Here is a 22,644-nt window from a genome sequence, read left to right as displayed (position 1 = left end):
TTGATTATATCGAAGTGTTCTACAACCGGACCCGACGCCACAGCCACCTGGGAGGTGTCAGTCCAGAGGCCTTCGAAAAAGCCTCGTCGTGAGGACAGTGAATGTCTACGGGAACGGGGTCACTCCAGCGCTTTAACTAAACGGTCCAGGTTATGGGGTTCAGTTCATTTATGGCGACCAAAACAATTACTCGCGAATCCACCCTTTCTTAATCGGCATGGCGAACAGCGCGCGGTACACCTGATGCGTAAACGCCAGCATCCGCTCGCCATACAGCTGCCACGCCATGTGTGACGCCAGGCACGCCAGCAAACCAACCAAAAATCCGCCCAGCATATCCATTGGCCAGTGCACGCCAAGGTAGACGCGTGACCAGGCGATAGCGCTGCCGATCACCAGCAACAATACGCCTGACCACAAGCGATGCCAGAAGATAAAGGCCAGCGCAAAGGTAAAAATGGTGGTGCCATGATCGCTTGGATAAGAGTCATCTGCGGCGTGAGATAAGAACTGATGTCCGAAGCCAATGGCAAACGGACGTGGATGTGGCAACAGCTGGCCGACGCACCATGAGATGCTCAGCGCATATAACAATGCCATGCCGGTTTTCAGCACCAGTTCCCGTTGCGATTGCAACTTATCGCGCGGTCCCCACAGCCACAGTGCCACAATCAGCAGCGGCACGATGGCTATCACATCTTTGGCGATAAAGGTTGCCAGACTAATTAGCCACTGCGGCGAATCCTGCGTGGCGTTGATCCATAAAAAGAGCGTGTGGTTCAGTGCTTCCATCACGATTCCTTGTCCTCGTCTTGTTTACCCAAAAAACTGCAACGCAAAATTGTCTGCAAAATAAGCGTGATAGCTTAAAAGCCGCGCGCCTATGCGTACATAGTCGCGCTCTTAATCTTATCGCGGGTTGTTGGAGTGTTTAACTTTGATGAAGGTTGCATGAAGATTTGCGGGTGCGAAGGGGGCGAAAAAATGACGCCCACCTCTAAAGGTAAAAAGTGTGAAGGCTAGGGTGAGCCAATCTCGGCATCAAATATCAGCGTAGCGCTTCCGCGCCAAGTGCTGCCGGGATAATTACCCATGCGCAAACTTTCGACCTGATTGACACTAAACTTTACTGTCGATAAAAAGCCGTTAATGTATGATCTTGGTTCAAAAACATAATCGGGAGTATGTATTGAACGAACATATATCGGCCAATTGGTAATATCTTCACCACTATCACGTTCCTTAACAAAGGGTATTGTTATTGTTGTATCAACTTGCACGAGGGTATCGTCACCTTCCTTTTGTATAGCACAACTGTTGAGCACTTTATGCTGGCATTCGAGATAGACGCTGAATGGCGCTGAAGCTGTGCTTCTAAAAGAACCCGTACCCTCAAGCCTAAATTGGGTTGCGCCGCCTGAAGTCCAATCCTGCCAGCCACCAGGTGGAATCATAGGTACTTTTTCGGAACCGACCATTTCAAATTTTAATTCATGTTCGATCTGAGCTTCAATTTTAATTTCCAGTATATTATCGGAGTAATCCCCCGCTCCTAAATCAATCTGCTGTCCGTTTCCTACGGAGTAACTAATGGAACCCTTAAATGTTCCATTAGGCATATTCATCGGGGAACTGCTTTTCATCTCATAACCGACAGAAATCTCATTAATCTTGAAATCTGTATAATTCATATTAACTACGTTTTTATAGCAAGAGGCAGGCAAGGAGCTATGGTTCCATGCAAATCGAAAGTAACTGTTTGGAATTCCTGCTCCTATCGTGCCACCACACCCACCTAGAGGGTTACCGCCAGCTGAATTAAAATCAGCAGTAACAAAACCGCCTCCGGAGCGTGAGAAGCGTTGACCGAGCAGCATTAAGCGAAACTGGACGGTAATTGACTGGCCAGTTTCATCATCAGTTAATGATATAGTTTTCCAGTTTGCATCTAATTTCTGATAAATACGTTCATTATTATTGTTACTTTCAGCGATGAGAGTGATATTATTGACATTCAGGTTGGTGGCAATTGAAAAAACACCCTCTCCACAAAATCTTTGATAATCCAGGCAAAAGCCCGCGACGGGTGTAGTGTTATTGAACTTATCGACTCGAGGATTTGCTGCTGAGGGACGGAATTCAGCAGTTACATTCAATGTTTCTGCGCGAACTGATGTTGTAAGAAATAAAAATGAATTTAAAAACAAAATAGTCCCATAAAAAACAAACCTTAATAAGGTGTGCGGGAGATTTTTACTGGATTTTATTTTCACCGGTAATTCCAAAGTAAGTGATAAATGAAGGCGTGATAAGTTTAAACAACCTGCATCATCATGATTAATGATGTTTTCTAAAGGCAATCTTATCTTAATAAGACCTTGTGGGAAAACGAGAGCACTCTCAAAATGCAAGGCCTATATAAGAATTTAATGCAGATCATATTCGATATGTTTATTCCTGGGTTGAAGGTTGAGAGGATTCTTGTCTTATTTCCTTGCTTTGAGAGTGCTCTCATAGAGTGGATTGAAAAGGTTATGGCATATTACTCCCATCAAATAAGTGCTGCCTGACAAGGACAACTGTTTACCGGTGGCACTCATTCCAATGAGGTTACTATGTTTAAAGTTATTCTTGCCTTAGCACTGGCGGGAGCAAGTTTGCACGCTGCTGCTATTCCTAAAATTACGGTAGGTTCAATGTACGATTTTATTGAAAGCGATAAGAGTACATTGCTAAAAAGAATTCGAAATAGTGGTAATGACACCGGTTATGTTCGGGTTGATGTGAGTGAAATGTCTTACTTGCCGAACGGCGAAAAGTCAGAGAAAAAAATCGATGCTACAGCGGCGGCAAGTGGAAAAGTTGATGGATTAATCTTTACACCCTCCCGCATGATTATCCCGGCAAATGGCATGCAAACTGGAAGGTTAGTGGTTGTAGGAAAAAGAGATAAAGAGCGTTATTACCGCGTTCGATATATTCCTGTCATGCCAAAGGACCAATATGAGTTCGGTCAGTCAAAAAAACAGTATGATGAATATAAAAAAGCACTCAATGCAGGCGTTAGCATTCTAACCGGTTACGGCGCAATGGTAATAGTACGACCTGAAAATGCTGCATTTAATACGGATATTACGCAGCGTGATGACAAAATTATCATCACCAATAAAGGTAACAGCAGTATCAAACTTGAAGGCATCAAATTGTGTCAGGGGGAAAAATGTGGCGATGCATCGTCAGTTATTCTCATGCCAGGTAAGCAACATAATTTGAAGCAAGAAAGTCAAAAAAATTGGCAATTTACTTTGCTGGAAGGTAGTAAAAAAACACCGAAGAAATTCGGATAATATCCTCTTTAAAATGAGTTAACACCATGAAACTTTTTTATAAATCTTTAATTGCTAGTCTGGTCGCTGTAAGTTCACTGGCTGTGGCAGACAGGCAACAACAGCTAACTTTTGAATTAGAAGCCACTATCCCATCAGAACGTTCATACGTTAAATTTTCTGACCCTGCTTTCGGTTCAACCAGGCAGGAAATGGTTTGGGATAATGATGCTTATATTCTGAATAATGTCTCAACTAATCTTCTTGCGCGCAATACTGAAGGAAAAATTAGCGCACACCTTCTGAGTGCTGCAATATTAGAACATGAAGATATTCCTGCGAATAATATACCATTGACTGTCCGGGTTGGTACTACGGATCTTGGTGTTGGGCCAATTAATGCTGCCGATATACTTACAGCAGCCAGTGCTGCTGATGAAAAAATATTGCCATTAGTGGTGAGCCCTACTGGCTCTCCATCTTATGAGGGTGGTAGCTACGCCGGAGAAGTTACCATGGTTTTTGATCACGAAATTCCTTAATTACTTCTGATAATAAGGACGCACACGGCGTCCTTTTTTTAGCGGATAAACTCATGTTGTTACTTAATAAAAAACCTCTGCCTATCGCCGTGGCGCTATTTATGCTGCCAATGTCGGTATCTGCGGTGCCCATGGAAGATCTGGTGACTCAGGCAGACAATCTGCCGGAAGATTTCAGTGCACACTTCTTTGATGCACCGCTGTTGACGAAAGTCGAGCTGGATGGTGAATATTTAGGTGATGCCATGATTTTATTATCTCGTGCCAAAACCGTTCAATTAGTAAAGTTCACCGAATTTTCCGAAAGTAAATTACCCGCTGTCGCACGTAGTCGCTGGAGTAATATATTTAAAAATTCTTTTCCTCTAGGTAAATGTGAACAAGAGTGTGCAGAAGGGTTAATTAGCCTGCATTACAGCTTGGCCAATACCACGTTATATATCAGCACCTCAGCGGCAAAAGAGGAAAAAGGCAAAGTGAAGCATATTGCCTTGCCTGAACAAGGCAGCAGTGGATTGATATTACGCAACCAACTTAACCTGATTGGCGGTGAACAGCAGCCTTGGTCGGGGTATCAAGGGTTGCAGTTGGAAGGCAGCATTGGCAAATGGACCGCGCAAGCCAGCAGCCAGCTCAGTCGCAGTGACATTGAAAACAGTAAAACCGATGCACGTGTAAGTTCACTCTTTTTACAGCGTGAATTGCCCGGCACAGCGGTACGTGCTGGGTTATTTATGCCGGATTCTCAAGGGATCCTGCGACAACCGGTGATGCCTGGCCGCAGTAGTGTGAATACCGTCGCAGGTGTGATGGTAGGCAGTTCCGACACCTTACTGGAAAGCCAGGCGCAGGCCAGTCTTTATCCCGTTTATGTCACCGCCAACCGCGATTCGATTGCTGAAATCTATCGTGATGGCGTGCTGATCAACAGCCAACCTGTGCAGACGGGGATGCAGCAACTGGATACCACTGTTTTGCCCGGCGGCATTTACGGCGTTGAAGTGCGGCTGGTCGAAGATGGCCGTGAAATCAGCCGTACGGAAGAGACCATCTATAAACCCACCAGCTGGCGCAATCCCGATCGTCGCTGGCAGTACAATCTTTATGGCGGTGTAGAGAAGCAACTCGGTAATAACCGCTATAACCAGGCGGATGGCGATGCGGCCTTTGGTATCAGCACCAATTATCTGTTGCATCCAAAGGTGATTGTGGGCGGCGCAGCGCAACATAATGCCGGCAGCAATCAGTTGGGTGTTTCAACTGATATCCAATCCAGCCAGAGCACGCGTTTGTATGGCAGCGCGGGTGTCAGTGACCAATGGGGTTCACGTTTTGATAGCCAGTTCAGCTGGCAGGTGCAACCGCAGACCAGTTTGCTGCTGAACCACAGTCAGAGCTGGTATCAGGATGAGAGCAGCCGTTGCTCGGTGAATACGTGCAAGACCAACAAACAGCACAACAGCGGAGCGACGGTTAATCATCGTTTGGGGAACGGTGATTCAATGTCACTGCGTGCAACGCACTACAGCCGTGAAAATGGTGTGGGCGTTGATGCCAACTGGCGCACGCGTTTTTCCGTGAAAGATACGCCTGTCTCGCTCACGTTGAACGCATTTGATCGTCCTTATAGTCAGAATGGCGCATCACGCAACCGCGGAGCCAATCTCAATCTATCGTTCTCACTCGGCGAGAATAAACGCAACGTGACGGCTTCCTTGGGCAGCCGTAATGACAATCGTGGCGGACGCGAAATGTTTGCTTCAGCAGGCGTGGTGCAATCCTTCGAGAATGGCCCAATCGAGCGCCTTTCCGCTGGGGTAACCGGCGATCAATATGGTCTCGGCGGCAATCTGTATAGCGACTTCAAGCACCGTTATGCCAGCGGTTCGGTGTATGCCCAGCAATCCAGTGCATCACAATCGTTGAGTGGCGGCATCAATATGAACAACACGCTGGCGATTGGCGGTGGAAAAGTGTCGGCCAGCCACAGTCCCGAAAGCTGGGCTAGTCATACCGGTATGATCATTGATGTCGAAAGTGACGATCCTAACGTCAGATTAAAAGCCTGGGATAGCAATGGCACCAGCAGCACGCTGCGCGCGGGACGCAATTTTGTGCCGGTGAATGCGTGGAAGTCTGGGCAACTGCAAATTGATTTTGTCGGCAATGATGGTCCTGCGCTGAAAATCTGGCCTGCAGAGCTGCCTTATCACTTAAATAAAGGCGGCGTGGCGTCTGGCAAAGTGCGCGTGATGAAAACCGTTACGGTGATCGGCCGCGTTATCGACCATAAAGGCGAGCCGATGTCTGGGGCAAAACTGGTTAACCATGCGGGGCATGGCATTGCGGAAAGTGACGGATTCTTCGTCACCGATATGCATGAACATACGCCTGAATTGACGATTCATTCGCGTGAAGGCAAGCAATGCAAAGTCATGCTGGATACGGCGAACGCGAAACGTGAAAACAGCACGTTGATGGTGGGCGATCTTGCTTGCCGCCCAAATGACCAGAGTTAATAGGAAAAGAGAAATGACTTTCAGCCGCACACAACCACTGCGTATTTATCTGCTGGACGATCATGCCATTTTTTTGCGTGGACTTAATGCGGTGTTAACGCAGGAACCCACACTAAAAGTAATGGGCATTTTTAGTCACAGTCGGGATTTGTGGGCGTCGTTTGCCACGAAGGAAGCAGATATGTTGATTATGGACCATGCTCTTGCGCCGCAAGATACTAACGGCCTAATACTCATCAGAGAAGTGCATAGGCGTAATCCAAATATGCGCATACTGGTGGCGTCAAACTTTTACAACAGTGCGACGGTGGCGCAGGCTTTGCGTTACGGTGCCAGTGGATTTATCAGTAAAACGGCTTCAGAGGGCGAGTTGCTGAATGCGGTGCAGGTTGCTGGCAGCGGTAACATCTATCTTGAGCCGCTTATGGCAATGCAGCTGGCACAAATTCATGAACGCGTAGTGAAGGCGGATAGGGCACCAAGCCAAAAATTACAATCGTTGCCTGCATCGTCTCAGCTTTCCGTTTTGTCGCCAAAAGTACAGGACGTGATGCACTGCTTGCTGGAAGGAATGACCGTAACTGAAATTGCTGAGAAATTTTCCCGCAGCATCAAGACCATCAGCGGTCAGAAACAGGCAGGGATGCGCAAGTTGGGTCTGAAAACTGATAATGACCTCTCGCACCTGCGAGATTCGTTGCAGCGGCAGCGCCGATAAGTAGTTAACCCGCCAAATCGCAGCCATAAAAAAACCCGCAAGTCAGTGACCGGCGGGCTCCACAATTTGGGGATTTCAAAGAAAAGCAGTGGCACTTATTCAGACTGCGACCCCAGAAGAAAGTTCTGGACAGCGCAAAAATATTTTTATAAAGGCAAAAGCGGCCAGATTATCACGATCAGGGTACCGGCCAGCGTCAGCAAAACATTCGCGATCGCATATGTTCCTGCATAGCCCAAGGCTGGGATGCTGCTGCGCGCGGTATCGCTGATGATCTCCATCGCTGGCGCACAGGTGCGCGCGCCCATGATGGCACCAAACAGCAGCGCGCGGTTCATACGCAGCACGTAAGCGCCGAACAGATAGCAAATCACCACCGGCAGCAAACTCACCAGCAAGCCACTTAGCAGCATCAACGCGCCGGCGCTGCCGAAACCGTGCTGCAAGCCGCTGCCCGCGCTCAGACCAACGCCCGCCATAAACACCATCAGGCCAAACTCTTTCACCATCGTTAGCGCACCCTGCGGGATGTAGCCAAATGTAGGATGGTTAGCGCGCATAAAGCCCAGCATGATGCCTGCGAACAACAATCCAGCGGCGTTACCGATGCCGAAGCTGAAATTGCTGAACTGGAAGGTGATCATCCCGACCATCAAGCCGACGATAAAGAAGGCGCAGAAGGCCAGCAGATCGGTGATTTGGCTGTGGATGGCGATAAAGCCAATGCGATCGGCCAGCCTTTTCACGCGACGCGCTTCGCCGCTTACCTGCAGCACATCGCCTTTGTTTAGCATAATGCTGTCATCGATCGGCATTTCGATTTGGCTGCGAATCACCCGGTTGAGGAAGCAGCCGTGATCGGTCAGTTTGAGATGACTCAGGCGCTTGTTCACCGCGTTGTGATTTTTCACCACAATCTCTTCGGTGACGATGCGCATATCCAGCAGGTCACGGTCGAACACCTCTTTGCCGTTACGGAAGCTGGGATCAAGACGCGCGTGCGCATCGGGATAGCCCACCAGCGAGATATCGTCGCCCAGCTGCAGCATCGCGTCACCGTCTGGGCTGGCGAGAATACCGTTACGGCGCAAACGCTCGATGTAGCAGCCGGTCTGGCGATGAATGCCCAGCTCGCGCAGGTTTTTACCGCCGCTCCACTCCACCAGTTCCGGACCCACGCGATACGCGCGGATCACCGGTAGAAACACTTTGCGCTGGCTATCAGCGTCGAGGCCGCGCTCGCGCGCGATTTGCTGCGCGCAAGTCGGCAGATCCTGATGCTGCAGGCGCGGCAGATAGCGGGCGCCAAAAATCAGGCTGACTAAACCCACCAGATAGGTGAGGGCATATCCGAGGCTGAGGTTGTCCTGCATCAAGGTGAGCTGATGGCTGTCGCTGATGCTTTGCCGCAACGTATCGCCAGCACCCACCAGCACCGGCGTTGAGGTCATTGAACCGGCCAACATGCCCGCGGTTAAACCAATATCCCAGCCGAATACTTTGCCGAGCGTCAGGGCGATTAACAGCGCGCTGACAACCATGACAATCGCCAGAAAGAAGTAGTTTTTACCGTCGCGGAAAAATATCGAGAAAAAGTTAGGCCCGGCTTCCACGCCAACACAAAAAATAAACAACATAAAGCCAAGACTTAATGCGTCAGTATTAATGGCGAAATGCTGTTGACCTAAAATCAACGAAACAACCAGGACTCCAATGGAATTACCGAGTTGGACCGAACCGAGGCGTAATTTACCTAAGCAGAGTCCGAGGGCTAAAACGACAAATAATAACAGAACGTCATTTCCGCTTAACAATTCTGCGACGTTAATGTTCACGGTTTAACTTCTTCTTAACCTGTAACCAGTTGATGAGAGGGACTTTTTTCGCTATCTTGTGCCGAACGTTAAGGTTCTTGCAACAAAAGCGTTCAAGCCGAAATCTAAAGCGGCGTCATTCTAATCATAATTAACACCCTCAGCTATCGGCAGTTTTCATTCCTTTCGCCTCCAGCTGTTTCTTTTTATTTCCAGTCGTGCGCATCAGGGCAGTAAAAGTTTCATAATTGTTAACGTCAAAGTTGAGGATAATTATGTTGCAGCGCAATAATCGCTGGCCAGCATCCATTCTGGGCGTGATGCTTTATACGCTGGTGTTTATTTATGCACATCATTTCTGGTCCGCCGCCAGTGAACAAGCCGTTCGCGGACAGCCAGAATTACTGCTGTTTTTACTGCCGGGATGTTTGATGGCGCTACTGCAGCCGGAAAGTCCGCTTATCAGCACCTTGTGGGTCGCGCTAGGCGGTACGCTGCTGGGTATTATGTGGTTGATGCTGGCGGTGCCAATGACGCACAGCGGCTTGTTGATTGTGGCCTGGAGTTTGAGTGCGCTGTTTTGGGCGGGCTGTGGTGCGCTGCTGGTGCGCTTGCTGCGGATTATGCTGGCGATGCGAGCCGAATAGTACCTGCAAAAACGGGCCCGCAGGCCCGTTCTCTTAGGCTTCGATACCCAGGTTTTCTTTGGTCCAGGCAGCGAATTCGGTGTAACCACCGATGTGCTGATCGTCGAGGAAAATCTGCGGCACGGTTGTCACCGCCTTGCCGGCACGGGCTTCCAGATCGGCTTTAGTAATGCCGGTGGCCTGAATATCCACGTACTGATAGTTAAAATCGTCGCGCTCGCTGGTCAGCTTAGCCGCCAACTCTTTCGCACGTACGCAGTAAGGGCAGCTAGAACGGCCAAAAATCACTGCAATCATTGCTTCTCTCCTTCCGCTGCTGTTTTGTGACTAGAATCACATCACAGCGTGAATAATGCGTCACATCATGCCCGCCCATCCTGCTTAAAGGAAGAAGAATATACCTGTTACTCTAATATTTACCGCCTATACATTGGGTAAAATGCGGCTAACGCTGAAAGAACAATCAAGGAACCATCGCATGCGTAATCTCGCCACATTACCCAAACCCGTGTTGCTACTCGAAGTGCTCGGCGTGCTTGCCGTCATTGGCGCCTTGTTGCTTACCAACGATTGGGTGAGCGCACCTGATTTTATCGCCAAAAAGCCGCTGGCGACGCTGCTGTTTTTTCTTGGCATCGCGCTGATGCTGCCTGCGGCATGGATGATGATGTGGCGCACGGCGAAGGCGATGGCCCCGCAATTGTTCAATCATTCCAACAAAAAGAAGTAACCACCGGAGAGAATTTATGACGCCGACTATCGATTTACTGTGCAGCCACCGTTCCATTCGCGCTTTTACCGAACAGGGCATTGACGAGGCGCAACGCAGCGCCATCATTGCAGCGGCACAAGCGGCTTCGACCTCCAGCTTTTTACAGTGCTCCTCAATTATTCGTATCACCGATCCCGCTAAGCGCGAGCAGCTGGTCCAGCTGACCGGCGGCCAGCCTTGGGTCAGCGCAGCGGCGGAGTTTTGGGTGTTCTGCGCGGATTTCAATCGTCATCAACAGATCTGCCCGGATGCGCAACTGGGGCGTGCTGAACAGCTGCTGCTCGGTTGCGTTGATACCGCGCTAATGGCGCAAAATGCCATGGTGGCGGCGGAATCGCTGGGCCTTGGCGGCGTATTTATTGGCGGGATTCGCAACAGCATCGCTGAAGTGACCGAGCTGCTTGAACTGCCGAAGTTTGTGCTGCCGCTGTTCGGCTTCTGCATCGGTCATCCGGCTGATACACCCGATGTTAAACCCCGCATGCCGCACGCGATGCTGGTACATGAAAACCGCTATCATGCAGTCGATAAAAATCTGTTGGCGCAATACGATGAGCAAATTACCGCCTATTATCAGCAGCGTGATAGCAACCAGCGTTCCGAAACCTGGAGTCAGCTGATTCAGCGTCTGATTATCAAAGAAACGCGTCCCTTCATACTGGATTACCTGCATCAGCAGGGCTGGGCGACGCGCTAAGCACAAGGAACTCTGCAATGAAAATGGCCATTCTCACTCGCGATGGATCGATCTATTCGTGTAAGCGTCTGCGCGACGCCGCGGAGGAGCGTGGCCATCAAGTGCAGATGATCGATCCGCTCTCCTGCTACATGAACATCAATTCCGATTCGCCTGCGGTGCACTATCGCGGCGAGGCGCTGGGGCATTTTGATGCGGTGATCCCGCGCATCGGCACCGCTACCACTTTTTATGGCACCGCGGTGCTGCGTCAGTTCGAAGTGCGCGGCAGCTATCCACTCAATGAATCGGTGGCCATTACCCGCGCGCGCGACAAACTGCGTTCGCTGCAGCTGCTGGCGCGTGAGGGCATTGATATGCCGATCACCGGTTTTGCTTCTTCGCCGGATGATACTGATGATTTGATCGCGATGGTGGGCGGTGCGCCGCTGGTGGTGAAGCTGGTGGAGGGCACACAGGGCATCGGTGTGGTGCTGGCGGAAACGCGGCAGGCAGCGGAGAGCGTGATTGACGCCTTTCGTGGCCTCAATGCCCATATTCTGGTGCAGGAGTTCATCAAGGAAGCGCAAGGGCGCGATATTCGCTGCCTGGTGATTGGCAATGAAGTGGTGGCGGCGATTGAGCGCGAGGCGAAAGAGGGCGATTTTCGTTCCAATCTGCATCGCGGCGGCAAAGCGCGTGCGGTGGAGATCACTGAACAGGAGCGCAAAATCGCGGTGAAAGCCGCCTGCACGCTGGGGCTGGAAGTGGCCGGTGTGGATATCCTGCGCGCCCAGCGTGGTCCGCTGGTTATGGAGGTAAACGCCTCACCGGGACTGGAAGGGATTGAGGGCATTACCGGTTTAGATATCGCCACCATGATGATCACGTGGATTGAGCAGCACGCTTGCCCCGGCTATCGTCCTAAAACCGGCGGCTAACCGGCGCTTTTCAGCGGTTTTCGTGGCATCCAGATCGGTTTTTCCGTAAGCTAAGGCGCTTATTTCTTCACCCCACAGGATATTACGATGGATTCACTGGTCGTTCCGGACATTGACGTGCTGCGTCGCTGGCTGGATCAACAAAATATCACCTGGTTCGAATGCGATGCCTGTCAGGCACTGCACCTGCCGCACATGCAGAATTTTGACGGGGTGTTTGATGCAAAAATTGACCTGGTGGATAACGTTATCCTCTTCTCCGCGCTGGCAGAAGTAAAACCTACGGCGCTGATTCCGCTGGTGGGCGATCTCTCGCAGATCAATGCCAGTTCGCTAACGATTAAAGCCTTTGTTGATATTCAGGACGACAATCTGCCGAAGCTGATTGTCTGCCAGTCGATCAGTACCAGCGCCGGATTAACCTTCGGGCAGTTCTCCCACTTTATGAAGCAGAGTGAAGAGGGCGTTTCCATGGTGATCATGGAAGCCTTTGCTAATCACCTGCTGGTGGTTGAAGAAGAAGAGGAGCGACAGCCGAGCTCCAGCAGCCACGCGATGCTGCACTGAGTTCCCCGCCTCGCTAACTGCCGCTTTTTGCGGCAGTTTTCATGTTTGCCCCACCACTTTTTATTCTGCACTTTGCCCTTTATTGCCAGATATTAGTCGTGCTTTATGCCACTAGTGCCAAACCCCATAGCAGAAACATGCATAACTCATCGCAAAAAGGCGTTTTTTAAGCTGGGATCTGGTGAAGGTGGTGCGGGGGGGCTATTCTTGCGGGGCTGCTTGAGACGTGCAACCTCAGCGCAGGTATAGGTTTTTGCTATTAAACTCCCGCTGAATATTGATTCATTGTGTGCCTGTGATTTAACAGAAAACGCAACGTCCGGATCGCCGTGTATGCAGCGTTGTGATGACCCGCTCAGGAGGAAGTAAAACATGTTCAACCAACGTCAAAAATGGTTGTCAGGTGTGGTTGCTGGTGCATTGATGGCTGCGGCCGGCGGTGTGCAGGCCGAAGGCAGTACGGTACATGTGTATAACTGGTCCGATTATATCGCGGCGGATACCGTGCCGAACTTCGAAAAGCAGACCGGCGATAAAGTGGTGTATGACGTCTTTGATTCCAACGAAGTGTTGGAAGGTAAACTGATGGCCGGTAGCACCGGTTATGACGTGGTGGTGCCGTCGTCCAGCTTCCTCGCGCGTCAGCTGCAATCCGGCGTATTCCAGGAGCTGGATAAGAGCAAGCTGCCGAACTACAAAAACCTTGATCCCGATCTGATGAAGAAACTGGAGCAGCACGATCCGGGTAACAAATTTGCGATTCCTTATCTGTGGGGCACCACCGGCATCGGCTATAACGTCGATAAAGTGAAAGCCGCACTGGGCAAAGATGTGCCGCTGGATAGCTGGGATCTGGTGCTGAAACCGGAAAACCTGGAAAAACTGAAAGGCTGTGGGGTTTCCTTCCTTGATGCGCCGGAAGAGATTTTCGCTACTGTGCTGAACTACCTTGGCAAAGATCCCAACAGCTCTGACGTGAAAGATTACTCTGGCGCAGCCACTGATTTGCTGCTGAAATTGCGTCCGAACATCCGTTACTTCCACTCGTCGCAGTACATCAACGACCTGGCGAACGGCAACATCTGCGTGGCGATTGGCTGGTCGGGCGATATCCTGCAGGCGAAAGATCGTGCGGATAAAGCCAACAACGGCGTGCATGTCGGCTATATCGTGCCAAAGCAGGGCGCTCTGGCATTCTTTGACATGTTCGCGATTCCCAAAGACGCGAAAAATGTGGAAGGCGCCTACCAATTCCTTAATTACATGATGGATCCCAAAGTCATCGCTAATGTTTCCAACAACATGAACTATGCCAACGGTAACAAAGCCTCGCTGCCGCTGATCAATGCGGACGTGCGCAACAATCCGGGCATTTTCCCAACGCCGGATGCCATGGCCAAACTGTTTGTGCTCAAGGTCCAGGATCCGAAACTGGATCGTGTGCGCACCCGTGCATGGACTAAAGTAAAAAGTGGTAAGTAATTCGTTCTGAACGATTATTGCCTGAAGACGACAGCAGAGGCGCAGTAATGGCCTCTGTTGTGCCATTTTTAGCGGCTGGCTGTGCCGCGCGATTTTAGCGCCGGAGAAATGTTAGTGAACGACGCGATTCCCCGCCCCCCAAATAAAACGGCTAAGGCGATGACGCCGCTGCTGGAAATTCGCAACCTGACTAAATCTTTTGACGGCCAGCACGCCGTGGATGATGTCAGTCTGACCATTTACAAAGGTGAGATTTTTGCGCTGCTGGGCGCATCCGGCTGTGGTAAATCGACCTTGCTGCGCATGCTGGCGGGATTCGAACCGCCCACCAGCGGCCAGATTGTGCTGGATGGCCAGGATCTCTCCCATGTTCCGCCGTATCAGCGCCCGATCAACATGATGTTCCAGTCCTACGCACTGTTCCCGCACATGACGGTGGAGCAGAACATCGCCTTTGGCCTGAAGCAGGACAAACTGCCGAAAGGCGAAATCAGCAGCCGCGTTGAAGAGATGCTGTCGCTGGTGCATATGCAGGAGTTCGCGAAGCGTAAGCCGCATCAGCTCTCTGGCGGTCAGCGTCAGCGTGTGGCGCTGGCGCGTAGCCTGGCGAAGCGGCCAAAACTGCTGCTGCTCGACGAGCCGATGGGCGCACTGGATAAAAAGCTGCGTGACCGCATGCAGCACGAAGTGGTCGATATTCTCGAGCGCGTCGGCGCTACCTGCGTAATGGTGACGCACGATCAGGAAGAAGCGATGACCATGGCGGGCCGCATCGCCATCATGAACCGCGGTAAATTTGTGCAGATTGGTGAGCCGGAAGAGATCTACGAGCATCCCACCAGCCGCTACAGCGCCGAGTTCATCGGTTCGGTAAACGTGTTCGAAGGCTTACTGCGCGAACGCGGTGAAGACGCGCTGATCATCGATGCGCCGGGCCTGGTGCATCCGCTGAAAGTGCAGACCGATGTTTCTGTCGTCGATAACGTGCCGGTCCATGTGGCGCTGCGTCCGGAAAAAGTGATGCTGTGCGAAGAGGTGCCTGCCGATGGCTGTAACTTTGCCGTAGGTGAAGTGGTGCATATCGCCTATCTCGGCGACCTGTCGATTTATCACGTGCGCCTGCGCAGCGGCCAGATGATCAGCGCACAGTTGCAAAACGCCCACCGCTACCGCAAAGGCGCGCCAACGTGGGGCGATGAAGTGCGTCTCTGCTGGGACGCCGACAGCTGTGTGGTTCTGACGGTTTAAGGGGGCGATATGAGCCAGATTTCTCAACGCAGCGAGCCCGAAGTGGTGGGCACGCCGCTGCAGCGCTGGGCGACGCGCATCAAGATGCAGCATGGCCGCAAGCTGGTGATTGCCATGCCGTATCTGTGGCTGATCCTGCTGTTCCTGCTGCCGTTCCTGATCGTGCTGAAGATCAGCTTTGCCGATATTGCGCGCGCTATTCCGCCGTACACCGATTTGGTCACCTGGGCCGATGGTCAGCTCAATCTGGTACTCAATCTCGGTAATTACTTCACGCTGACCGACGATCCGCTGTATGCCGATGCGTACCTGACGTCGCTGAAAGTGGCGGGCATCTCCACCATTATCTGCCTGATGATCGGATATCCGCTGGCGTGGGCGGTGGCGCACAGCAAGCCGTCAATGCGCACTATTTTGCTGCTGCTGGTGATCCTGCCATCGTGGACCTCGTTCCTGGTGCGCGTTTACGCGTGGATGGGCCTGCTCAACAACAACGGCATTCTCAACCGCTTCCTGATGTGGCTCGGCGTGATCGATCATCCGCTGGTGATCCTCTACACCAACACGGCGGTGTATATCGGGATCGTTTACTGCTATCTGCCGTTTATGGTGCTGCCAATTTATACCGCGCTGACGCGTATAGATTATTCGCTGGTGGAAGCCTCGCTGGATCTCGGTGCACGTCCGCTGAAGACCTTTTTCAGCGTGATTGTGCCGCTGACCAAAGGCGGGATTATTGCCGGCTCAATGCTGGTGTTTATTCCGGCGGTCGGCGAGTACGTGATCCCGGAACTGCTCGGCGGTCCGGACAGCATCATGATTGGGCGTATTTTGTGGCAGGAGTTCTTTAACAACCGTGACTGGCCGGTAGCGTCCGCGCTGGCGGTGATCATCCTGTTGATTCTGATATTGCCGATTATCTGGTTCCACAAGCATCAGAATCGTGAAGTGGGAGAGAAAGAATGAGCCAGTTACCGACTATTCGCTCTCCGTGGCGCACTGTGATTCTGCTGCTGTGCTTTATGTTCCTCTATGCGCCGATGCTGCTACTGGTGGTTTATTCCTTCAATAGTTCGCCGCTGGTCACGGTATGGGAGAGCTTCTCGTTCCACTGGTACAACGTATTGTTCCAGGATCAGGCGATGCTGGATGCGGTGGGACTCAGCCTGACCATCGCCGCGCTCTCAGCCACCATGGCGGTGGTGCTCGGCACCATGGCGGCGGTGGTGATTGTGCGCTTTGGCCGCTTCCGTGGACACAACGGCTTCGCCTTTATGCTGACGGCGCCGCTGGTGATGCCTGATGTGATCACCGGTTTGTCCTTGCTGCTGCTATTTGTGGCGATGGGCAACACCCTTGGCTGGCCGAGCGATCGCGGCATGCTGACCATCTGGCTGGCGCACGTGACCTTCTGTACTGCTTACGTGGCGGTGGTGATCAATTCGCGTTTGCGTGAACTGGATCGCTCAATTGAAGAGGCGGCGATGGATCTCGGCGCAACGCCGGTGAAAGTGTTCTTCGTGATCACCGTACCGATGATCGCGCCCGCGATCGTTACCGGCTGGCTGCTGGCGTTTACCTTGTCGCTGGACGATTTAGTGATTGCCAGCTTCGTGACCGGCCCAGGCGCGACCACCTTGCCGATGGCGATTTTCGCCACCGTGCGTCGTGGCGTCAATCCGGAGATCAACGCTTTAGCCTCGCTGATTCTGTTTGTCGTCGGTTTAGTTGGTTTTATCGCCTGGCGCTTTATGGCGCACGAAGAAAAGCAGCGTTTACGCGATATTCAGAAAGCAAAACGTGGCTGAAAGCCGTAACATTTGTCACTATAAGAACGGGCTGATTTTATCGGCCCGTTTTATTATGGTTACGGAGCGACACCATGTCGGAAACCCTGAAACACGGTTCAATGATTGACGCTACACCGGTGCCCGTGATGGTGGCGGGCAGCGCTATCATTATTACGCGTTGCCTCAGCGTGTTGATGCTGGCCAACGAACTGGGTTACGACGAACTCGCCAACTTCGTGCATCGCAGCGCGCAAGCCTGGGATTCCACCCTGATCTTTATCGCTAGCCAGCTGATTTTCCTGTTTGAACTGCGCTGCGCCTTTATTCTGATGCGCGGCAACAATCGTGGGCGCTGGGGCTATGTCGCGACGCAAATCATTGTGCTGATCTACATGTTGATGGCATCGGTGGGCTGGATCTACCCGGAAATTTTTAGCATTCCCGGTGAAAGTAATGCGCAGATCATTCATCACACGCTGCTGCAAAAGCTCCCGGATGTGTTGGTATTAGGGCTGCTGTTTGTGCCGGCCAGCAGTCGCGCTTTTTTCCGGCGCCGGTGATACAATCGCCCCCCATTTTTTCTCCCGATTCTGACTACAGGCATTTGCATGCATTGCGCGCTTTATGATGCCGGTCGCTGTCGTTCGTGCCAGTGGCTGGAAAAACCCTATCCGCAACAGCTCAACGACAAGCAGTCGCTGCTGGAACAACTGCTGGCTGAGAAGCCGGTGGACGAATGGCTGCCGCCGGTGCAATCCGCGCAGCAAGGGTTTCGCAATAAGGCCAAAATGGTAGTCAGCGGGAGCGTGGAGCGGCCGATTTTGGGCATGGTGGCGCGCGACGGTGAACCGGTCGATCTCTGCGCTTGTCCGCTCTATCCTGACAGCTTCAGTACGGTGTTCGCGCAGCTCAAACCTTTTATCGCCCGCGCCGGTTTAACGCCCTACAACGTGGCGCGTAAACGCGGTGAGCTGAAATTTCTGCTGCTGACGGAGAGTACGCAGGGCGGCATGATGCTGCGTTTTGTGCTGCGTTCCACCAGCAAGCTGCAGCAGCTGCGCGACGCCTTGCCGTGGCTGCAACAGCAGCTGCCGCAGCTGAAGGTGATTTCCGCTAATATTCAGCCGGTGCATATGGCGATTCTTGAAGGCGACGAAGAGATTGCGCTGACGCCGGATCAGGCGCTGGCGGAGCGCTTTAATCAGGTGCCGCTCTATATTCGCCCGCAAAGCTTCTTCCAGACCAATCCACAGGTTGCGGCCGATCTCTATTCCACCGCACGCGATTGGGTCGCGCAGTTGCCAGTGAGCAGCATGTGGGATCTGTTTTGTGGCGTTGGGGGATTTGGCCTGCACTGCGCAACGCCCGAAATGCAGCTGACCGGCATCGAAATCAATGCTGAAGCCATCACCTGTGCGCAGCAGTCGGCGCAGCAGCTGGGATTAGAAAAAGTGAGTTTTGCCGCGCTGGATTCCACGCAGTTCGCCACTTCACGGGAAGCGGTGCCGCAGCTGGTATTAGTGAATCCGCCACGTCGCGGTATTGGCGCAGAGTTGTGTGCTTATCTCAGTGAGATGGCGCCGGATTACCTTCTCTATTCCAGCTGCAATCCCAGCAGCATGGCGCAGGATATCGCGCGTCTGGCTGATTATGACGTGAGCCGCGTGCAGCTGTTCGACATGTTCCCGCATACCGCGCATTTTGAAGTGCTGTGCTTGCTGAGCAAGAAGGGTGGGACGGCGTAACGTTCACCTGCACGGAGGACGTGCAGAACCTGGCAGGCAGCACGCTCCGCCATCCCATAATGCTTATTCCGGGAACCACTTCTGATTGATTTGCTGCCAGGTGCCGTTGGCTTTCAATGCCACTAACGCGCTGTTCAGCTCGTTCAGCAGCGGCGCATTGCCTTTGCGTACCGCGATACCTAAACCGGTGCCAAAGAAGTCGGTATCGGTGATGTGCTCGCCTACCGCGCTAAGATCGTCATTGGCCTTGAGCCACTGATTCACCACCGCCGTATCACCAAACACGCCGTTCAGGCGACCGTTTTTCAAGTCGAGAATCGCGTTCTGATAGCTGTCATACGCCACCGCAATCACCTCCGGATGTTTCTCCAGCAGGTATTTCTGATGTGTGGTGCCGTTCTCAACGCCAATACGTTTGCCTTTCAGCTGGCTGAAGTCGGTGAACTGGCCTTTATGCGCAATCACAATCGCCGAGTTAGCGTAGTAAGGTTGGGTGAAATCGACCTGCTTGCTGCGATCGGCGGTGATATCCATGCCGGAAATCACTGCGTCATAGCGACGGAATTTCAGCGACGGAATCAGGCTATCGAAGGCGTTGTTGGTGAAGGTGCAATCCGCTTTCATCTGCTGACACAGTGCTTTTGCCAAATCGATATCGAAGCCCACGATTTGGTTGTCGTGATCAAGGGATTCGAACGGGGGATAAGTGGCGGAAGAGGCGAAGCGGATTTTTTCCGCCGCATAAGCATTCATTGCCAGAGTTGCCAGCGCAGCAGCAACGATCCATTTTTTCATTATGTAACTCCTGTAAACCATGCCAGAGACGGAACGGGTTACACGATGCCAGTTAATGAATTTATATGCAATATTTTTGCTTATTAATTTAAACGAACAGCGGGCGCTTTTTTAGTGCGCCCGCAGGGAATAAATCAGTTACGACGCTCAAATGCCAGCGCACGCTTCTCGACCAGACGCATCATCAGCGTCAGCAAGCCGTTAACCACCAGATAGATCAGGCCAGCGGCAGCGTATACCGAGATATCGTAAGTGCGGCCATACAGCAGTTGTCCGTGGCCCATCACTTCCATCAACGTAATGGTGTAGGCCAGCGAGGTACTTTTGAATACCAGCACCACTTCGTTGGAGTAGGACGACAAGGCGCGCTTGAAGGCGTACGGCAGCAGAATGTGCAGCGTATCTTTGCGGTTCATGCCGAGCGCCGCGCAGGATTGCCATTGACCGGACGGAATGGCGCGCACCGCACCGTAAAACAGCTGCGTGGTATAAGCCGCACTGTTGAGCGACAGCGCCAGCAGCGCACATAGCCACGGCTGCGACAGCAGATGCCACAACCAGGGAATGTTCTGGATGCTGGGGAACTGGCCGGGACCGTAATAAATCAGGAAGATCTGCACCAGCAGCGGCGTGCCGGTGAACAGCGTGATATAGCCTTTCACTAGCCAATTCAGCACCGGCACTTTGAGCGCCAGCACGATGGTGCAAAGTACAGAGAGCACCAATGCCGCAATCAGCGATGCCACGGTCAGCGTCAGGCTGGTGTGTAGCCCTTTCAGCAGCTCGGGTAAGTAATCCAGCATGCTTAAGCCCCCCGCTCGAAACGCGTGGTGCGCAATTCAATGCGGCGCAGCACGAACTGACTGAACAGCGTGATAATCAGATAGATCGCCGCCGCCACCAGATACCAGGTAAACGGCTCTTGCGTGCGCGTAGCGATACTTTTGGTTTGCAGCATCAGGTCATTCACGCTGATCAGCGATACCAGCGCAGTATCCTTCAGCAGCACCAGCCATTGGTTACCCAAACCGGGCAGCGCGTGACGCCACATCTGCGGCATGATCAGGCGCAGGAAAATCGCCGACTTCTTCATGCCCAGCGCCTGGCCCGATTCCCATTGACCCACCGGCACCGCTTTCAGCGCGCCGCGCAGGGTTTGTGACGCATAAGCGGAATAGAGCATCGCCAGCGCAATCACACCACACAGGAAGGGACTGACGTCGAAGTTTTCAATTTGCACCTGCACCGGAATAGCGAACAGGCCGAGATTGATGTGGAAGCCATCGGAGAGCGTTAGCAGCAGCTGTGAGGCGCCGAAATAGATAAACAGCACCACCAGAATTTCCGGCAGGCCGCGAATCAGTGTGACCAGCGCGGTACCGAGCCACGCCAGTGGTTTCCAGCGCAGCGATTCCCAGCCAGTAAAAATCATCGCCAGCACAAGGCCGGCGATCAGTGCACAAACGGCAAGGCCGACGGTCATACCGGCGGCGCTTGCGAGTGGAATCATTTCATTCATCAGAAATTACTGCTGGAACCATTTGCTGTAGATGGTTTTGTAGGTGCCGTCAGCTTTGATCTTCTCCAGCGCCGCATTGAACTTGCCCTGCAGCTCGCTGTTGCCCTGACGCACGGCAATACCTAAACCGGTACCGAAGTAATCTTTGTCCGTCACTTTCTCACCCAGCGGCGCGAGGTTGGCGTTCTGCTTCAGCCACTCGTTGACCACGGCGGTGTCACCGAATACCGCATCGATACGACCATTTTTCAGATCCAGCACCGCGTTCTGGTAGCTGTCGTAAGGCACAACGGTGATGTCGCTGTGTTTGTCAGAGAGGTATTTCTGGTGCGTGGTGCCGTTCTGCACGCCTACACGTTTACCTTTCAGCGCGGCCACGTCAGCCATTTTGCCTTTCTGCGCGATGAAGATGGCAGAGTTGTCGTAGTACGGCTTGGAGAACAGCACTTGCTTCTCACGATCTGGCGTGATGTCCATGCCTGCCATTACCGCGTCAAAACGACGGAACTTCAGGCTGGGGATCAGGCTGTCGAACGCCTGATTAGTGAAGGTGCAGGTCGCATCCATCTCTTTACACAGCGCGTTAGCCAGATCGACATCAAAGCCCTGAATTTTGTTGTCAGAGTCGACGAATTCAAACGGAGGATAAGAAGCCTCGGTAGCAAAACGCAATGTCTGTGCCGCTGAAGCGCTCAGGCTCAGGCCAGCAAGGAGGGCAGCAATTACAACTTTTTTCATTAGAAGCATCCTGACTTAATGCGAAAGATAATTAGCAAACGCGTCGGTTTGCGGCTGTGTAAAGTGGCTGGCATCGCCTTGCTCAACAATGTGACCGTTTTCCATATACACCACGCGGCTGGCGGTTTTACGCGCCACTTCCACTTCATGCGTCACGATCACTTGTGTGATGTTGGTTTGTGCCAGCTCACGAATAATGCTGACGATCTGGGCGGTGATTTCGGGATCGAGCGCAGCGGTCGGTTCATCAAACAGCAGCACCTGCGGCTCCATCATCAGCGCACGGGCAATCGCTACGCGCTGCTGCTGGCCGCCGGAAAGATGCAGCGGGAAGCGATCGGCGTAAGGCGTCAGGCGCAGACGGTCCAGCAGCTTTTCAGCACGCGCACGCGCGGCGTTCTTGCTGAGGCCGAGCACGCGGCACGGCGCTTCAATCAGGTTTTGCAGCACGCTCAGGTGCGGCCACAGATTATATTGCTGGAATACCATGCCCACGTTCTGCCGCAGCTCGCGAATCGCGCTGTCGGAAGGGGCTTTGGTGAAATCAAACTGGTTGCCGGCAATCTGCAGGCTGCCGGAGCGCGGTTGCTCCAGCAAGTTGAGGACGCGCAGGAGCGAACTTTTACCCGCGCCACTCGGGCCGAGCAACACCAGCGTTTCACCCTGCGGACAAGCCAGGTTGATATCGAACAGGGCCTGATGGGTACCGTAAAAACAGTTTATGGCGTTTAGTTGAATACTCATGCGCAAAAAATGAATAGTAATTAGTGTCGCGGATTTTAACGTCACCAGAATAGTTATGCAA

The 22,644-nt window shown here is 52.4% G+C and carries 25 protein-coding genes; 16 read left to right on the top strand and 9 right to left on the bottom strand.

The window, feature by feature from the left end:
- Positions 1-92: IS3 family transposase (locus tag IB226_RS23390; protein ID WP_367117890.1), on the top strand; the 92-nt coding region annotated here is incomplete at its 5' end.
- A gap of 94 nt (positions 93-186) precedes the next feature.
- Here IB226_RS23390 and ybjG read toward each other — a convergent pair.
- Together ybjG and IB226_RS08145 are read right to left on the bottom strand one after the other, a co-directional pair.
- On the bottom strand, positions 187-792 hold the full coding sequence (ybjG, locus tag IB226_RS08150) for an undecaprenyl-diphosphate phosphatase (protein ID WP_192234468.1): 606 nt from the start codon (positions 790-792) through the stop codon (positions 187-189).
- 227 nt (positions 793-1,019) lie between these two features.
- Positions 1,020-2,360 carry a hypothetical protein gene (locus IB226_RS08145; protein ID WP_192234466.1) on the bottom strand — a complete coding sequence of 447 codons (1,341 nt, stop codon included), beginning with the start codon at positions 2,358-2,360 and terminating at the stop codon, positions 1,020-1,022.
- Positions 2,361-2,615: 255 nt separating this feature from the next.
- Between IB226_RS08145 and IB226_RS08140 the strand changes: the two genes are divergently transcribed.
- Genes IB226_RS08140 through IB226_RS08125 form a run of 4 tightly spaced genes read left to right on the top strand, consistent with a single transcriptional unit; the run spans position 2,616 to position 7,105 of the window.
- Positions 2,616-3,347, top strand: coding sequence for a hypothetical protein (locus tag IB226_RS08140; RefSeq protein WP_192234464.1), 732 nt, complete (start codon positions 2,616-2,618; stop codon positions 3,345-3,347).
- A gap of 26 nt (positions 3,348-3,373) precedes the next feature.
- Positions 3,374-3,868 (top strand): CS1 type fimbrial major subunit, encoded by a 495-nt coding sequence (locus tag IB226_RS08135; protein ID WP_192234462.1) that lies wholly within the window; start codon positions 3,374-3,376, stop codon positions 3,866-3,868.
- A 53-nt stretch (positions 3,869-3,921) separates the two neighbouring features.
- Complete coding sequence (locus IB226_RS08130) at positions 3,922-6,387, top strand: CS1-pili formation C-terminal domain-containing protein (protein ID WP_192234460.1); 2,466 nt, start codon at positions 3,922-3,924, stop codon at positions 6,385-6,387.
- 13 nt (positions 6,388-6,400) lie between these two features.
- Entirely contained in the window at positions 6,401-7,105 is a 705-nt protein-coding gene (locus tag IB226_RS08125; protein WP_192234458.1) for a response regulator transcription factor, read from the top strand.
- Between the two features lie 146 nt (positions 7,106-7,251).
- Here IB226_RS08125 and IB226_RS08120 read toward each other — a convergent pair whose 3' ends face one another.
- Complete coding sequence (locus IB226_RS08120; RefSeq protein ID WP_192234456.1) at positions 7,252-8,940, bottom strand: aspartate:alanine antiporter; 1,689 nt, start codon at positions 8,938-8,940, stop codon at positions 7,252-7,254.
- A gap of 254 nt (positions 8,941-9,194) precedes the next feature.
- Between IB226_RS08120 and ybjM the strand changes: the two genes are divergently transcribed.
- Positions 9,195-9,566 (top strand): inner membrane protein YbjM, encoded by a 372-nt coding sequence (gene ybjM / locus IB226_RS08115; RefSeq protein WP_192234454.1) that lies wholly within the window; start codon positions 9,195-9,197, stop codon positions 9,564-9,566.
- Positions 9,567-9,599: 33 nt separating this feature from the next.
- Here ybjM and IB226_RS08110 read toward each other — a convergent pair whose 3' ends face one another.
- Positions 9,600-9,863, bottom strand: coding sequence for a GrxA family glutaredoxin (locus IB226_RS08110; protein ID WP_192234452.1), 264 nt, complete (start codon positions 9,861-9,863; stop codon positions 9,600-9,602).
- Between the two features lie 181 nt (positions 9,864-10,044).
- On the opposite strand from IB226_RS08110, the gene IB226_RS08105 reads away from it, so the two are divergent.
- The 10 genes from IB226_RS08105 to rlmC all read left to right on the top strand — a co-directional run bounded on the left by IB226_RS08105 (position 10,045) and on the right by rlmC (position 18,787).
- Positions 10,045-10,296 (top strand): DUF1418 family protein, encoded by a 252-nt coding sequence (locus IB226_RS08105; RefSeq protein WP_101760989.1) that lies wholly within the window; start codon positions 10,045-10,047, stop codon positions 10,294-10,296.
- Between the two features lie 16 nt (positions 10,297-10,312).
- Positions 10,313-11,035 carry an oxygen-insensitive NADPH nitroreductase gene (gene nfsA / locus IB226_RS08100; protein ID WP_101760988.1) on the top strand — a complete coding sequence of 241 codons (723 nt, stop codon included), beginning with the start codon at positions 10,313-10,315 and terminating at the stop codon, positions 11,033-11,035.
- A 17-nt stretch (positions 11,036-11,052) separates the two neighbouring features.
- Complete coding sequence (rimK, locus tag IB226_RS08095) at positions 11,053-11,955, top strand: 30S ribosomal protein S6--L-glutamate ligase (protein ID WP_110865824.1); 903 nt, start codon at positions 11,053-11,055, stop codon at positions 11,953-11,955.
- Positions 11,956-12,042: 87 nt separating this feature from the next.
- Positions 12,043-12,522 carry a YbjN domain-containing protein gene (locus IB226_RS08090; protein WP_008102469.1) on the top strand — a complete coding sequence of 160 codons (480 nt, stop codon included), beginning with the start codon at positions 12,043-12,045 and terminating at the stop codon, positions 12,520-12,522.
- A gap of 372 nt (positions 12,523-12,894) precedes the next feature.
- The gene (potF, locus tag IB226_RS08085; protein ID WP_192234450.1) at positions 12,895-14,004 is read left to right on the top strand and encodes a spermidine/putrescine ABC transporter substrate-binding protein PotF; all 1,110 of its coding nucleotides are present in this window, start codon (positions 12,895-12,897) and stop codon (positions 14,002-14,004) included.
- 114 nt (positions 14,005-14,118) lie between these two features.
- Positions 14,119-15,252: a putrescine ABC transporter ATP-binding subunit PotG gene (potG, locus tag IB226_RS08080; protein ID WP_158238594.1), complete on the top strand. Its 1,134-nt coding sequence runs from the start codon at positions 14,119-14,121 to the stop codon at positions 15,250-15,252.
- A 9-nt stretch (positions 15,253-15,261) separates the two neighbouring features.
- Entirely contained in the window at positions 15,262-16,218 is a 957-nt protein-coding gene (gene potH, locus IB226_RS08075; RefSeq protein ID WP_101760984.1) for a putrescine ABC transporter permease PotH, read from the top strand.
- Positions 16,215-17,060 carry a putrescine ABC transporter permease PotI gene (gene potI / locus IB226_RS08070; RefSeq protein ID WP_101760983.1) on the top strand — a complete coding sequence of 282 codons (846 nt, stop codon included), beginning with the start codon at positions 16,215-16,217 and terminating at the stop codon, positions 17,058-17,060. The genes potH and potI overlap by 4 nt, the downstream gene beginning before the upstream one ends.
- Positions 17,061-17,134: 74 nt before the next feature.
- A complete protein-coding gene (locus IB226_RS08065; protein ID WP_192234448.1) occupies positions 17,135-17,602 on the top strand; it encodes a YbjO family protein in 468 nt (155 codons plus the stop codon).
- Positions 17,603-17,650: 48 nt separating this feature from the next.
- Positions 17,651-18,787, top strand: a complete 1,137-nt coding sequence (gene rlmC / locus IB226_RS08060; protein ID WP_192234446.1) for a 23S rRNA (uracil(747)-C(5))-methyltransferase RlmC — start codon at positions 17,651-17,653, stop codon at positions 18,785-18,787.
- A 63-nt stretch (positions 18,788-18,850) separates the two neighbouring features.
- On the opposite strand, the gene artJ (IB226_RS08055) is transcribed toward rlmC, so the two are convergent.
- The 5 genes from artJ (IB226_RS08055) to artP form a co-directional block, all read right to left on the bottom strand.
- Complete coding sequence (gene artJ / locus IB226_RS08055; RefSeq protein WP_192234444.1) at positions 18,851-19,582, bottom strand: arginine ABC transporter substrate-binding protein; 732 nt, start codon at positions 19,580-19,582, stop codon at positions 18,851-18,853.
- A gap of 134 nt (positions 19,583-19,716) precedes the next feature.
- Positions 19,717-20,385 (bottom strand): arginine ABC transporter permease ArtM, encoded by a 669-nt coding sequence (gene artM, locus IB226_RS08050; RefSeq protein WP_192234441.1) that lies wholly within the window; start codon positions 20,383-20,385, stop codon positions 19,717-19,719.
- A gap of 2 nt (positions 20,386-20,387) precedes the next feature.
- Positions 20,388-21,101 (bottom strand): arginine ABC transporter permease ArtQ, encoded by a 714-nt coding sequence (gene artQ, locus IB226_RS08045; protein ID WP_192234439.1) that lies wholly within the window; start codon positions 21,099-21,101, stop codon positions 20,388-20,390.
- Between the two features lie 6 nt (positions 21,102-21,107).
- A complete protein-coding gene (artJ, locus tag IB226_RS08040) occupies positions 21,108-21,839 on the bottom strand; it encodes an arginine ABC transporter substrate-binding protein (protein ID WP_008102446.1) in 732 nt (243 codons plus the stop codon).
- 15 nt (positions 21,840-21,854) lie between these two features.
- Positions 21,855-22,583, bottom strand: a complete 729-nt coding sequence (artP, locus tag IB226_RS08035) for an arginine ABC transporter ATP-binding protein ArtP (protein WP_192234437.1) — start codon at positions 22,581-22,583, stop codon at positions 21,855-21,857.
- Between the last annotated feature and the right edge of the window lie 61 nt (positions 22,584-22,644).

Origin of the sequence: Pantoea sp. PNT03, from assembly GCF_014852515.1 — a bacterium.
Lineage (GTDB): Bacteria > Pseudomonadota > Gammaproteobacteria > Enterobacterales > Enterobacteriaceae > Pantoea > Pantoea leporis.
The sequence above is the reverse complement of the archived record's forward strand: the minus strand, read 5'-3'. Positions and strand labels throughout refer to the sequence as shown.